Source organism: Acinetobacter sp. 24-47-64 (assembly GCF_057737055.1).
Genome location: NZ_CM173215.1, coordinates 2,386,185 through 2,398,536, shown reverse-complemented (window position 1 = coordinate 2,398,536; position 12,352 = coordinate 2,386,185). Strand labels below are relative to the sequence as shown.

Genomic DNA, 12,352 nt, shown 5'->3' with positions numbered 1-12,352 from the left:
AAAAAGCTCCAATGAGGAGCTTTTTTTTATTAAGCATTACAGAATTTCATAAAGGCTTTTAAACCAGGTCCTTGATATTTTTGACGGTGTACTAACATAAATAAAGGACGTGTGAGTTGCCAGAACGGCGTTTCTAAAATCACCAGTTGCTCTTTTTCTCTTAATGGTTCAATAGCTAATTTTGAAATACATGACATGCCTAAACCACCAGCAACAATTTTCAAAATAGCTTCATTATGACCCAAAGTTAAACGAATATTGGCATTCGGTAAGTCTTGCAGGATTGCGTTGTCAAAGACTTCACGAGTCCCTGAACCTTCTTCACGTAAAATCCATTCAGCCTGTTTAAAGTCTTCAATGGTCAGAGGGCGGTCTAATTTCGCCAAAGGATGGTCTGGTGAGCAACACACAGCAAGCTCATCATCACGCCAGTGGATCGATTGTAATTGAGGTAAGTGACATGAACCTTCAATAAGGGCTAAATCAAGTTGGAATTGATTAACAGCTTCAATCATTTGACGCGTATTGCCCACTTGAAGTTGCAAATGTGCTTGTGGTTGTAATTGAAGAAAATCAGCCATTAAATCAGGCATCAAATAATCACTAATGGTCAAAGTCGCCCCAATACGGAGATCAATACTTTGAAGCTCGCCTTTTGCCGCTTGTTCAAATGATTCACATCGACCTAAAATTTCAAGCGCCTGTGGAAGTAAAAAACGACCCAAGTCATTCAGTTGTAATCGTTTTCCTAAGCGATCAAATAATGGTGCACCGAGACCATCTTCAAGATCTGCTAACGCCATACTTGCAGCACTTTGTGTGAGTCGTACAGCATCACTTGCTTTAGTTACCGTACCCTCTTGAGCGACAGCTACGAAAACAGCCAGTTGGCGTAATGTCATGCGCATGAATGAAGCCTTAATGTGAAAAAATATTAATAAATTATATTGTCATGCTACCATGAGCGCAGTCTGTCATGCCACGTAGAAATTATGTCAATTGAAAAATTTAGCGTAGAAAAAGTCCTTTCTGTACATCGTTGGACCAACACTTTATTTAGCTTTACCATGACGCGTCCCGCACATTTTAAATTTACCGCAGGGCAGTTCGCGCGTATTGGTTTGAAAGTTGGCGATGATTTGGTGGTACGTGCGTATTCTGTCGTTTCATCGCCTTTTGATGAAACTTTAGAGTTCTTTTCAATTGTTGTACCAGATGGTGCTTTTACATCAAATTTACAACATCTCAAAGTCGGCGATGAACTTTATTTGGAAAAGATTCCTTATGGATTTTTGACTTTAGCACGTTACCAATTACCTATGCCAAATGACCTGTGGTTATTGGCGACAGGCACGGGGCTCGCACCATTTATTTCTATGTTGCAAGACTTTGAAGTATGGCAAAAATATAAAAATATTCATTTGGTTTACAGTGTGAGGACAGCAAGCGAATTGGCTTACGTAGACCGAATTCAGGAAGTCGCGGATACCTTTGGTGAAGGTCATACAGGATTTAAATTTGTGCCAATTATTACACGTGATCCAAATGCGCCATTGCATGATCGATTGCCAGTATTAATCGAAAATAGAGCGTTAGAGAAAACTGTAGGTGTCGATTTTAATCCGCAAACGTCACATATCATGCTGTGTGGGAATCCCCAAATGGTTGAAGATACAAAAGAGGCTCTGAAAGCACGTGGCCTGACCATGAATCGTCGTGGTGAAGGAAATATTGCGGTAGAGAACTATTGGTAAGTCCAAATCACCCTATCCTACGAGGAGAGGGAATTGAGGCACAAAAAAACCTCCATCTCGGAGGTTTTTTTCTAAATTACATAGGAATACTATGCGACATACTTAATGGACAAACATATCCATAAATTGACGAATCTCTTGAATCGCAGTATCGACATCGCTCGTGAGCCAAGTCGGTTCAAATAAACCTGCATAATGTTCCAAACGATCGTGTGGAACCACTAAACGAATTGGGCATTCTTCCTCGAGTAAACGCCAAGGAATAATGGGCACTTCATTATCTAAGAAGCAAGCGATGTTACGAATGTCGATGATCATGCCGTTGACACATTCAGGAAAGGGCATCACCGAAAACTCTTCAGTGCGACGGCGGAAATACTCTAAGTCACCCCACTTCAGCACATAGCTTGGTTTCGTAAACTCAATAATTCCAATCAAATGCCCATCACGGGTATGATGCAAAGAACAGGCATGAGTGACATCTGTGTCTAAATCTAAAGAGACACTTTGTCGGCGATAGGTCATACAGATCGACAATAAAAATGAGGAGGGTGCATATTATACTCTATTTTGCATCACAGCTCATGTGCTTTGATCGGTACGAATTGATAATGTTTTTTCACACAAAACAACATGATAGATTGCTAGTATAAAAAATCATCAAAATACATAAGAGGGGCATCATGGTAGATCAATCCAATCATCCGACCCATAATGATCAAAAGAAGAAAAGTAAGATCCCAGTGTATATTCTGATTATCGTTGGTATTTTTTTAGCAGCCTTCATTTTCTATATGCTCGCTGATCGTGATCCAACACCAGGTCAAATTCCTGCTGATACGACTATTCCTGCAACTCAAGATAATGCAGATACAGCAACGGCAACAGATTCAGCAGTGGATAATACCGTTACTGCGGTCGCAAACGATCAATAAACCACTACACTTTTCACGTTTAAACCCAGCTTCGGCTGGGTTTTTTCTTGATTTGCAACAATGTGTTGTATTTATGATGCTTTGAGTTGATTAAAAAATATTCGAAATTTATGGTGTGATGACGCGATCGAAAAATGATCTAGGGAAAAGAATTAAATCAATCGTAATTCAGAACACTTAACATAAGAAGAGGCGTAACCAATGAATGATGAATATAACGGCTTCACTCGAACTGGGGGCTTTGATGCAATGTATTATTGGGAGCAATTCCAACCAATTATTGCTGCAGTGGCCATTTTACTCATAGGATGGATCATCGCTTTAATCGTTGCCGCAGGGGTTAAGAAGGTACTTGCAAAATTAAATACCAATCAAAAATTAAGTAGCGCGACAGGACATCGCTCAAATATAGAAAATATCATCTCCAGAGTCGTTTTCTGGCTGATCCTCATTATTGCTGTTATCGGTTCACTCAACGTTTTAAACCTGACCAGTGTGAGTGGTCCTTTTAGTAATATGGTTCAACAATTCTTACTATTTATCCCACAATTATTGGCTGCAGTAGCAGTTGGTTTTATTGGATGGATCGTAGCCAATTTGGTCAAAGTTGGATTAACTCGACTACTCAGTCGTACACAATTGGATGAAAAGCTCAGTCAAGACGTTGGTGTGAGCTCATTTAGCCAAAATATCAGTGAAATTGTTTATTGGCTCATTTTATTGCTGTTCTTACCGATCGTGCTGTCTATTTTGGGCTTAAATGGTTTGTTATATCCAGTTCAGAATATGGTGACTGAAGCCGTTGCCTACTTGCCGAATATCTTTATGGCAGGTGTGATTTTATTTGTTGGTTACATTTTGGCAAAAATTGTACGCGGTATTGTCGAAGGGCTACTTTCAAGTTTGAATGTCCAACAGCAAGCTGAAAAAGTCGGAGTTTTTAAAAATTCTAATCTGCCTAAGCTATTAGGATCATTTGTATTTGCCTTAGTCATCATTACTTCACTGATTATTGCGTTTGAGGCTTTGGGTGTAGACGCGATTTCACAACCAGCAACGGCTATGTTGTATGAAATCATGAATGCAATTCCACATATCATCGCAGCAGGTTTAATCCTGATCATTGCTTATGTGGTCTCACGTTTCGTATCTAATCTTGTGGTTGAAGTGATCGCTGGGACAGGTGTTGATAACATTCCTCAAAAGCTCGATATGCAACGATTTTTGGGTCAAACCAAAATATCAAAAGTTGTCGGTCATTTGATTGTATTCTTCACCATGCTCTTTGCGGTGTCTGAAGCTGCGAATCGTTTGGGCTTCGATCAAATTAGTGATTTGATTGCGATGTTCATTTATTTCGGAGCGAATGTACTTTTAGGTGCAGTTATCCTCGTCATTGGTTTCTGGCTAGCAAATCTAGTTGCCAATGTGGTGAAACGTGGTGAGACCAATAGCGCACATTGGTTAGCGAATCTTGTCCGAGTACTGATCATTGGTTTAGTTGTGGCAATGGGCTTGCGTGCAATGGGAATCGCTGACTCGATCGTAAATTTAGCCTTTGGATTAACACTTGGAGCGGTTGCTGTCGCTTTTGCACTTGCATTTGGTCTAGGTGGTCGCCAACCTGCAGAGCGATTGTTGACTGACTTAATCGATAAAGCGAAATCTGACGCGAATAAGCCAAGACCAAATCAGCCTGAACAAGTCACGCCACCACTTACTGAGCAAATGGATGCTTCAACTGTTGCGGAAGAATATCAAGATGAAGATATTCCACCAACGCAAATTGATGTAGAAGCGCCAACTCAACCATTGAATAATCCTTATGGATCTACAGGGGAGTCAGATCAAAATACACAGCCTAAAAATGACCTTAAATAACATGTAAATTTGTGTCGGGATCAGTCAGCATGGTTTGGCTGATCCTCATGAAAAAGAGTAAAAATTATGAGTAAGAAATTTAATAAATTATTCGCCCCAATAGTGATTGCAGGTATCACCGTGGGTTTTTTAGCAAGCGCTTACCGCTTTGTTTTTGCAAATTCAAAAGCTACTGAAAACAACAGACTCAATACACCATCTATTGATGATGCAGTAACAGATCCAACCACACAAATGCTTGATTCAACTGATACCAATGCCCAAAGACCCTCATAAATTCTGCTTTTAGAAAAGATAAATGAATAATGAAGCATTCGATTGATCAATAGGGATGATAGTCAAAGAGGGCGAAGGATGCCCCTTTAATTACAAAATGAACAATACTTGTTGTTAATTAGACATACTCAGATGCAGCATGTGCAGATGACCAAGCCCATTGAAAGTTAAATCCACCTAAATGGCCCGTTACATCGAGTATTTCTCCGACGAAGAAAAGCCCTTTTTGCTTTTTACTTTCCATTGTTTTTGAGGAAACTTCAGTGGTATCAACTCCACCTAAAGTCACCTCAGCCGTACGGTAACCTTCAGTCCCAGAAGGTTTAACTTCAAATGCGTGAAGGCGCTGGGCAATCGCCTCTAGCTTCTCATCACTGATATTCCCGATTGATATTTCAGCTTGATCCATCCAAATCAACTGTTGTAATTCAACTACGACACTCTTCGGTAAGTGTTCAGCGAGTAAGGTGCGAAGTAACACTTTAGGTTGATTTTGTTTTTTAGTTTTAAAAAAATTCAAGAGATCGATACTTGGTAAAAAGTCGACTTTAAAACTTTGACCGACATCCCAATAGTTTGAGAGTTGTAAGGAACTTGGACCACTTAAACCACGGTGCGTAAACAAGAGTGCTTCAGTAAAGCTATTGAGATGATTGCTTAATGTCACTTCAACAGCATTGCCACTAAGTCGTGTCGTCACTTCTTTGAAACCATCAGAAAAAGTAAAGGGGACTAGACCTGCACGAGTTGGATAAACATAGTGTCCAAATTGTTTAGCAATCTCATAGCCAATGCCTGAGCCACCAAGCGTCGGAATTGAGAGACCACCAGATGCGACCACGACAGATTCAACTTCAAAAAAACCTAAATTGGTTGCCACCTGAAAACCGTGCTCCTCAAGGGCGTTGACGGCTTTCACCTCGCAACTGGTTTTGATGTCGACTAGACCAGTTTTGTCACACTCAGCAAGTAACATGGCTAAGATTTCTTTCGCGCCGTTAAGGGTAAAGAGCTGACCGTGTTTACGTTCTTCGTATTCAATGCCATATTCGCAGACCAAGCCAATGAAATCCCAATTGGTATAACGGGTGAGTGCTGAGATAACAAAATGCGGGTTATGAGAAATATAGTTGTCAGGCTCAACATACAGATTGGTAAAGTTACATTTACCTCCACCTGACATGAGAATTTTTTTCCCCACTTTATTGGCTTTTTCAACCACCACGACACGACGCCCACGTTGAGCAGCCATATATGCGGTCATTAAACCAGATGCACCCGCACCTATTACTAAAACATCGTATTGCTTGGAAGACATGAAAATAATCAAAAAACGAAACAGCGCAATTATAACGGTAAATTACGATGAACTGAGCATTATCGGATTAATTCAAGCGAACAGAAGCAGGATGAAGATCAACTAAATCGTTCGACCTTGAAGCCCGCCTGAATGAATGACTAAAACTTTAGCGTTTTTAGGGAAATAGTTTTGTTGTATAAGATCATGAATGCCAAACATCATTTTTCCGGTATAGACTTGTTCAAGTGGAATACGGTATTCATATTCAAACTTTTCAATAAATTGAATCAGTTCGGGTTGGATTTTGGCATAGCCTCCGAAGCAATAATCATCCGTGATATGCCAGTTGTTTTTACCCGTTAGTAGTTTTACTTCATCATTCAGAAAATTGCCTTTTAATGCAGAAAATCCAATAATTCTTTGATGGTTTAAACTGCGCTCAATCAATCCTGAAATCGTACCGCCTGTTCCGACAGCACAACAAATGAAGTCATAAGTTTGATCAGCATCTTTTAAAATTTCTTGAGTGCCCTGAATGGCAAGCGAGTTGGTGCCACCTTCTGGAATTAGATAACTTTCAGGAAAGCGTTGCGCTAAGTGAGCTAAAAACTCAGGATCATTTTTTTGTCGATATGCTTCTCTCGAGATAAAATGCAGCACCATACCGAAACGTTCTGCGGTGGCGAGGGTGTGATTGCGGGCTGAGTTCTTGAGTTCTTCACCACGAATGATCCCAATAGACTGAAAGCCAAATTGATGCGCAGCAAACGCTGTGGCGGCAATATGATTTGAATAAGCACCACCAAAGGTCATTACATTCTCAAAGCCTTGACGTTTTGCCTCAATAAAATTGTATTTCAGTTTATAAAACTTATTTCCAGAGATATGTGGATGAATTTGGTCTAAACGGCGAACGGTGATGTTTAAACCGTTTAAAGAAATTTCCTGATCTTGAACCTGTTGGGCTATCGTATCAAACATAGTGCGAGAATTTGGTTTTTTAAGAGTATAGCGGATTTCGAATCTTAGCTCTTACTCGGATAAATTGAAAAACAGTGAAAAAATATGTTTAAAAAATAATCAAAAGTGCTAATCTGAAAGAAAACGGAATTTTGGGAGGGTGGCATGAAGCAATCTCTATCCATTTTATTATTGGGTTTGTTTATTTTAACGGCCTTAGGCTGTGAGCAGGATTTTCTAAACAAACCAAAAACTGAAGCACGAAGTATGATTATTGCTGGCGTACCTGTACAGGAAAGGGACTATCGTCTGTCTCCGCACGAAACTGCATATAATGAAGCACTGTCAGATGATGATTAGCATGACTTGGCTATTTTTATAAAATCAATTGTATTTAATTTATACAGTAAACTAATTCGCTAAAAATAATAAAATAAATAGTGAATAATTTTAATATTTAAAAAAAACACTCAAATAATTAGGGAAATATTCATAAGGCTTCCAAGTAGAATAACCCGATAAATCAATCATCTACTATGGAATTAATGTGGAATCAATTTGGATTTTAGGTTCGATTGCAGCAGCACTTTTACTGGGCGCAATGAGTCCGGGGCCGACTTCAATCTATGTCGCTAAAAATTCAATCGCTATTTCGCGTAAACATGGTTTATTTACTGCACTAGGAACTGGTCTCGGTGCTGCGATTTTTGGTTTATTGGCAGTATTAGGTTTACAGGCATTCTTAGTTGCAGTGCCTTCAGCATATTTGGCTTTGAAAATCTGCGGTGGATTATATTTATTGTTTTTGGCTTATAAAATTATCAAACATGCCAAAGATCCAATCGAAGCTGATCATTCTGCATCGCATCCGATGAGTTTACGACGTGCATTTACCACAGGCTTAATTACTCAATTGTCGAATCCTAAAATCGCGATTGTACTTGCCAGTATTTTCACAGCTTTATTACCCAAAGAGATTCCCTTGTATTTTAACTTTGTGTTACCAATGCTGTGCTTTTTTATCGATGCTGGTTGGTGCTCGTTGGTGGCGGTTGCATTATCAGCGGAAAAGCCGCGTGCGGTATATTTAAAATTTAAGAAAGTATTTGATCGTGGTGCGGGCATTGTGATGTCTGTGCTCGGATTGAAATTGATTTTTGGTGTGAAGTAGATCACATTTTTAATCTTGTCTAACAATTTTTATGATCTGACCTGAATTCACATTTGCCAGTCCTGATCAGCTATAAAGAACTGAGGAGAGGTTGTTTAGGGTGTAAATATCTCTCATTGTTTGTGAGTTTGTTATGTATTCTCTCCTCAGTAGTCATTCCAAAAATAAAAGTCTACAACAAAAGTTCTACTATCAATTGGGTCAAATGGCCAAAAACCTTTTGGGTGCAGTAGAGCCAGAAGAACAAGCACTTTTACCGCGCGAATATAATTTAGAAGCGCATGTTTTTCATCGTCAATTCGCGAGTACGCATTATGGAATTATGATTCCAGATTTGCCTGAGCCTTTTCGATATTTGTCCTATGCTTCTGTCATTGGTGATGTTGGTGTGAAGATAACGCATTTACCCAAGTCGATATCGAGTCTTAGTCCTGAAAATACCGCTACTTTGGTTCATGGAACAGCCTTATCGACAGATGAAGAAGCCTTTCGCATTTATAATATTCAAGACGAAATTGTATTTCATCAAAAGCCATTTAAGGTTGAGTTTGGTCGAGAATCTTTCCTTGCTGAAATTGAAGGGAGTTATCATCTAGTATCTGAACGTGATGATCTGCAAGTTGATCTTTGGTTAACCCCAACGCATGCCATTACGTGGTTTGCACATAGCATGTTATATCAGCACTTTAGTGTATTGATGCAATATGAAGGTCATTTCACCCAACATGGAAAACGTGTTGAAGTTAAAGGACTATGTACACTAGAACATTGGAAAGCAGTCTCAAGCTCAATGTTGCCGAGTCCCATTAAACCGACCACAGGATTGGTGCCTTTAGACAGTTTTAGTTATCAAGTCATCAACATAGATGATGAGTCACAATTGGTCTTGGCGTATATCGGTTTTGCAGGTGAACCTACTTATACCGCCGTGTCTTATCGCCATATTGATGGTACTTCTATTCAATATGATGGTGAGGTTGCTTTTCAAGTGATTGCATTAAAGCCTGATCCGAAAATAACACCTGACGGTTTTGAAATGGAGGTGCCTCAGTCTTTTAGATGGATTGCGCATCATCAAGGTGAGAAAGTGTTAGATATTCTTGCGGTGGCAGATACGGAATATTGTTATGGTTTAGCCGCAGGTTATGTGAGTTCTTATCAGTGGAGTGGTTTGCTGAATGGAACTGAACGTAAGGGGCGAGGTTATGTTGAATATATTGACCGAAGACAAAACGTAAATTTAGATACCTAATTTTTGAATTAAATACGCCCTTAAAAAAAAGCCTCTAAACGTATTAGAGGCTTTTTAAAATCTTATTTCTTACATTCAGGCTGTGAACGGTCAATTACTTGTGTACCTTCTACACGATAACCAATTTGACCAACAATGAATGCTTGATTCAATTGAGTGATCACCACATCAGAAAGAGCCACAGCGCAACGATTTTTTTCAATAGCACGATCTACAGCAGTTTTAAAGTTTGGAACCCCTAAAGGGAACAAGACAACTGGGACCTTATCTTCACCTGTTACACGTTCACCTTTCACGAACTGATTAGAGTTAAGATTGTAGTTTTTAGTTGAAGCAACTGTCATATCAGCCATACGAACTGAACAGCCTGTCGCCAATACTGAAGTTGCTGCGATAATTGAAATTAATAATTTTTTCATTAGTTTACCCCCGTTTTTAAGCGAGGGAACTTTAAATAAAAATACTTGAAATTTCAACCATTGCATGACTTTAGTTTAATCTTTAAAGTGAACCGGTATCCATTGGTAGCTTTGTCCATCTTTGGAATAAATGTGCCCAAGCCCCGGGAATGGTAAATGTGGTGCTGCAATCAAATGTCCATCTTTGGCATATTCAGCAAAATGTTTTAAACGTGTGTGGATTGCCGTTTGTGGATCGATATCGAACTCAATCGCGGTTTCAGGTTTGTCGAACTGCAAGGTATGTGAATGTACGATGTCACCAATAAACACCACGTCTTGTCCATCAGCTTTCAGTTTAAAGCTGTAATGTCCTGGGGTGTGACCAAAGGATGGTTTAAATTCGATATCACCAAAGCTTAAAGATTTGTCTGAGAAGACTTTAATCTGTTTCGCTTTTTCATATGGTGCAAGCGCTGCTTTGATTTTTTCGACTGTTCCTAAAAAACCTGCTTTTTTGTCTTTTGGCAGTTTTTTTACGGTATTTGGACTCAGCCAATAGTCATATTCCGTTTTTGAAATATGCAGCGTTGCATTTGGATAATTCGCTACGCCGTTGTTTGAGATACCGCAAACATGGTCAGGGTGTAAGTGAGTGAGGAAAATACCATTCACTTGCGTAGGCTGATAACCCGATGCTTTGAGGTTGTTATAGATTGAACCTAAGTGTGCGCCAAAGCAGCTTGCTGCACCGCTGTCGACCATCAATAGTTGGTTGCCTGTATTGATGAGAAAGGCATTGACTGAGGTTTGGATGCCTTTGTCATTCGCCGCAGCGTATTTTTTAAGAATCTCAGTTTTTTCACTGTCGCTTAAGCCTTTAAACATGGATGGATTAAGGTAGTTTGTACCATCGAGTAGGGCGGTGATTTGGATATTACCAATTTGGTGATGGTAGTAGCCAGCGACTTGTTTTTGTTGGGCAATAGTCAGTTCAGTGGCGTAAGTGGTGAGGGCTGTGGTGCTTAGGGTGAATGCGAGGAATAAGGGTTTTAAAGTTTTCATGGGATTCTTTTAAGTTTTAAATAGATAGACTGTTTTTATCATGTTGTGAAATATTTTTCATTGAGTTTTAATTCAACCAATTCATTCTAATTAAAAAGAGTAAGCCAAAAACTATGTCTACTTATATTTCAGAGCCAAATAAACATATTGAGGAATTCTTAGATTATTACTTTGATGGAAAAAAGAATTTTGAATATGCCGTGCTTTTGAATGGAGCATGGGGAAGTGGAAAAACATGGTTTGTAAAACAATATCTAGAAAAGAAAGAAGATGGTAAAAGAAAAATTTGCTATGTAAGCTTAAATGGAATATCTAAAACTTCGATGATTGATGAGGCTATTTTTAAAAGCATTCATCCAATTCTTGGGAGTAAAGGTGCAAAGTTAGTCGGGCAACTAGGTAAAGGTTTACTGAAAGCGACTTTGAAAGTTGATTTAGATGGTGATTCCAAACCAGACGCATCAGTAAATGCTACTTTGCCGAGTTTAAACCTTCCTGATTATTTAACAATCGATGAAAGGTTTATTCTTGTTTTTGATGATCTAGAACGCTGTGAATTAAAAAAAGAAGAAGTACTCGGGTATATTAATTACTTCGTTGAGCAGGAAGGAATTAAGACACTCATTGTTTCGAATGAAGAAGAAATTAATAAAGAAAATGAGCAGTATTCTAGAAAAAAGGAAAAATTAATAGGAGTAACTTTTACTTATACGGAAGATCAGGATTTAGCAATTAAAAGTATTCTGCATGAGGTGGGAGATGAAGGCTTAAAAAATCTGCTCACTTCAAATTTTGAAATAATAAAGCGAACGTTTAACCAAGTGGGCTATAAAAATTTAAGAGCATTTAAACAAACAATTTTGGATTTTGACCGATTCTACAAAAAAAACTATTTTTCACAGGATAAGGAATTTGATAATGAGATATTTGAAAATTTTTTGAAAGCTTTTTTAATTTTATCGTTAGAAAGTAAGAGTGGACGATTTGAAAAAGAGATTCTAAATTTTAAAGATGACGAAAAAGAACCAAAGACGGATGAAGAAAAAAGTCAGAGAGCATTACAGCATCTTTTAGGCTTTGTAGGTGAAGATGCACATAATTTTCAAAAGAAGTATCAGATGAACTTAAAAGAGTATATCTTGTCAAAAAAATTATGGAATGAAATTTTAATCGAAAATATTCTTGATGAAGAAAAAATAAAAAATGAGTTTTATGAATCATATTTTAGACTAAAAATAGAAGAACCTACATGGTTTAAACTTTGGAATTATTTAGATTTAAGGCAAGAGATATTTGAAGAATTAGTAAAAGAAGCAAAAATAGCTATAGAAAAAAATTATTAACTAACACCTTAGATATT

Annotated in this window: 14 protein-coding genes; 8 read left to right on the top strand and 6 right to left on the bottom strand. The window is 38.4% G+C overall.

From position 1 onward, the window contains the following. Positions 1 to 29: 29 nt before the first annotated feature. The gene (gene gigC / locus AC1M85_RS11430; RefSeq protein ID WP_092766953.1) at positions 30 to 908 is read right to left on the bottom strand and encodes a LysR family transcriptional regulator GigC; all 879 of its coding nucleotides are present in this window, start codon (positions 906 to 908) and stop codon (positions 30 to 32) included. A gap of 84 nt (positions 909 to 992) precedes the next feature. Here gigC and AC1M85_RS11425 point away from each other — a divergent pair, with 84 nt between their 5' ends. Then, positions 993 to 1,754, top strand: coding sequence for a ferredoxin--NADP reductase (locus AC1M85_RS11425; protein ID WP_035267285.1), 762 nt, complete (start codon positions 993 to 995; stop codon positions 1,752 to 1,754). A 102-nt stretch (positions 1,755 to 1,856) separates the two neighbouring features. Here AC1M85_RS11425 and AC1M85_RS11420 read toward each other — a convergent pair whose 3' ends face one another. After that, positions 1,857 to 2,279, bottom strand: a complete 423-nt coding sequence (locus AC1M85_RS11420; protein ID WP_035267287.1) for a hypothetical protein — start codon at positions 2,277 to 2,279, stop codon at positions 1,857 to 1,859. 158 nt (positions 2,280 to 2,437) lie between these two features. On the opposite strand from AC1M85_RS11420, the gene AC1M85_RS11415 reads away from it, so the two are divergent. The 3 genes from AC1M85_RS11415 (at position 2,438) to AC1M85_RS11405 (ending at position 4,846) form a co-directional block, all read left to right on the top strand. Continuing rightward, entirely contained in the window at positions 2,438 to 2,689 is a 252-nt protein-coding gene (locus AC1M85_RS11415) for a hypothetical protein (RefSeq protein ID WP_092766954.1), read from the top strand. Between the two features lie 201 nt (positions 2,690 to 2,890). Continuing rightward, positions 2,891 to 4,570 carry a mechanosensitive ion channel gene (locus tag AC1M85_RS11410; RefSeq protein WP_092766955.1) on the top strand — a complete coding sequence of 560 codons (1,680 nt, stop codon included), beginning with the start codon at positions 2,891 to 2,893 and terminating at the stop codon, positions 4,568 to 4,570. A 66-nt stretch (positions 4,571 to 4,636) separates the two neighbouring features. Next, positions 4,637 to 4,846, top strand: a complete 210-nt coding sequence (locus AC1M85_RS11405; RefSeq protein WP_092766956.1) for a hypothetical protein — start codon at positions 4,637 to 4,639, stop codon at positions 4,844 to 4,846. Positions 4,847 to 4,964: 118 nt separating this feature from the next. Here AC1M85_RS11405 and AC1M85_RS11400 read toward each other — a convergent pair whose 3' ends face one another. Next, positions 4,965 to 6,164: a BaiN/RdsA family NAD(P)/FAD-dependent oxidoreductase gene (locus tag AC1M85_RS11400; protein ID WP_092766957.1), complete on the bottom strand. Its 1,200-nt coding sequence runs from the start codon at positions 6,162 to 6,164 to the stop codon at positions 4,965 to 4,967. A 102-nt stretch (positions 6,165 to 6,266) separates the two neighbouring features. After that, positions 6,267 to 7,127 (bottom strand): 1-aminocyclopropane-1-carboxylate deaminase/D-cysteine desulfhydrase, encoded by an 861-nt coding sequence (locus AC1M85_RS11395; RefSeq protein WP_488213098.1) that lies wholly within the window; start codon positions 7,125 to 7,127, stop codon positions 6,267 to 6,269. A 144-nt stretch (positions 7,128 to 7,271) separates the two neighbouring features. Between AC1M85_RS11395 and AC1M85_RS11390 the strand changes: the two genes are divergently transcribed. From AC1M85_RS11390 to AC1M85_RS11380, 3 genes are all read left to right on the top strand, one after another. Continuing rightward, complete coding sequence (locus AC1M85_RS11390; protein WP_092766959.1) at positions 7,272 to 7,466, top strand: NF038215 family lipoprotein; 195 nt, start codon at positions 7,272 to 7,274, stop codon at positions 7,464 to 7,466. Between the two features lie 187 nt (positions 7,467 to 7,653). Continuing rightward, complete coding sequence (locus tag AC1M85_RS11385) at positions 7,654 to 8,277, top strand: LysE family translocator (protein ID WP_481590473.1); 624 nt, start codon at positions 7,654 to 7,656, stop codon at positions 8,275 to 8,277. Between the two features lie 133 nt (positions 8,278 to 8,410). Further along, positions 8,411 to 9,529 carry a DUF6670 family protein gene (locus AC1M85_RS11380; protein ID WP_481590474.1) on the top strand — a complete coding sequence of 373 codons (1,119 nt, stop codon included), beginning with the start codon at positions 8,411 to 8,413 and terminating at the stop codon, positions 9,527 to 9,529. Between the two features lie 62 nt (positions 9,530 to 9,591). On the opposite strand, the gene AC1M85_RS11375 is transcribed toward AC1M85_RS11380, so the two are convergent. After that, positions 9,592 to 9,948, bottom strand: coding sequence for a hypothetical protein (locus tag AC1M85_RS11375; RefSeq protein ID WP_035267298.1), 357 nt, complete (start codon positions 9,946 to 9,948; stop codon positions 9,592 to 9,594). Positions 9,949 to 10,023: 75 nt separating this feature from the next. Continuing rightward, positions 10,024 to 10,992 carry an MBL fold metallo-hydrolase gene (locus AC1M85_RS11370; RefSeq protein ID WP_488213097.1) on the bottom strand — a complete coding sequence of 323 codons (969 nt, stop codon included), beginning with the start codon at positions 10,990 to 10,992 and terminating at the stop codon, positions 10,024 to 10,026. Positions 10,993 to 11,105: 113 nt separating this feature from the next. Between AC1M85_RS11370 and AC1M85_RS11365 the strand changes: the two genes are divergently transcribed. Next, positions 11,106 to 12,335 (top strand): P-loop NTPase fold protein, encoded by a 1,230-nt coding sequence (locus tag AC1M85_RS11365; protein ID WP_488213096.1) that lies wholly within the window; start codon positions 11,106 to 11,108, stop codon positions 12,333 to 12,335. The last annotated feature ends 17 nt before the right edge of the window (positions 12,336 to 12,352 follow it).

Bases quoted from the DNA above. Each gene is read 5' to 3' on its own strand.
- gigC (WP_092766953.1), bottom strand. From the start codon at position 908: ATGCGCATGACATTACGCCAACTGGCTGTTTTCGTAGCTGTCGCTCAA.
- AC1M85_RS11425 (WP_035267285.1), top strand. From the start codon at position 993: ATGTCAATTGAAAAATTTAGCGTAGAAAAAGTCCTTTCTGTACATCGT.
- AC1M85_RS11420 (WP_035267287.1), bottom strand. From the start codon at position 2,279: ATGACCTATCGCCGACAAAGTGTCTCTTTAGATTTAGACACAGATGTC.
- AC1M85_RS11415 (WP_092766954.1), top strand. From the start codon at position 2,438: ATGGTAGATCAATCCAATCATCCGACCCATAATGATCAAAAGAAGAAA.
- AC1M85_RS11410 (WP_092766955.1), top strand. From the start codon at position 2,891: ATGAATGATGAATATAACGGCTTCACTCGAACTGGGGGCTTTGATGCA.
- AC1M85_RS11405 (WP_092766956.1), top strand. From the start codon at position 4,637: ATGAGTAAGAAATTTAATAAATTATTCGCCCCAATAGTGATTGCAGGT.
- AC1M85_RS11400 (WP_092766957.1), bottom strand. From the start codon at position 6,164: ATGTCTTCCAAGCAATACGATGTTTTAGTAATAGGTGCGGGTGCATCT.
- AC1M85_RS11395 (WP_488213098.1), bottom strand. From the start codon at position 7,127: ATGTTTGATACGATAGCCCAACAGGTTCAAGATCAGGAAATTTCTTTA.
- AC1M85_RS11390 (WP_092766959.1), top strand. From the start codon at position 7,272: ATGAAGCAATCTCTATCCATTTTATTATTGGGTTTGTTTATTTTAACG.
- AC1M85_RS11380 (WP_481590474.1), top strand. From the start codon at position 8,411: ATGTATTCTCTCCTCAGTAGTCATTCCAAAAATAAAAGTCTACAACAA.
- AC1M85_RS11375 (WP_035267298.1), bottom strand. From the start codon at position 9,948: ATGAAAAAATTATTAATTTCAATTATCGCAGCAACTTCAGTATTGGCG.
- AC1M85_RS11370 (WP_488213097.1), bottom strand. From the start codon at position 10,992: ATGAAAACTTTAAAACCCTTATTCCTCGCATTCACCCTAAGCACCACA.
- AC1M85_RS11365 (WP_488213096.1), top strand. From the start codon at position 11,106: ATGTCTACTTATATTTCAGAGCCAAATAAACATATTGAGGAATTCTTA.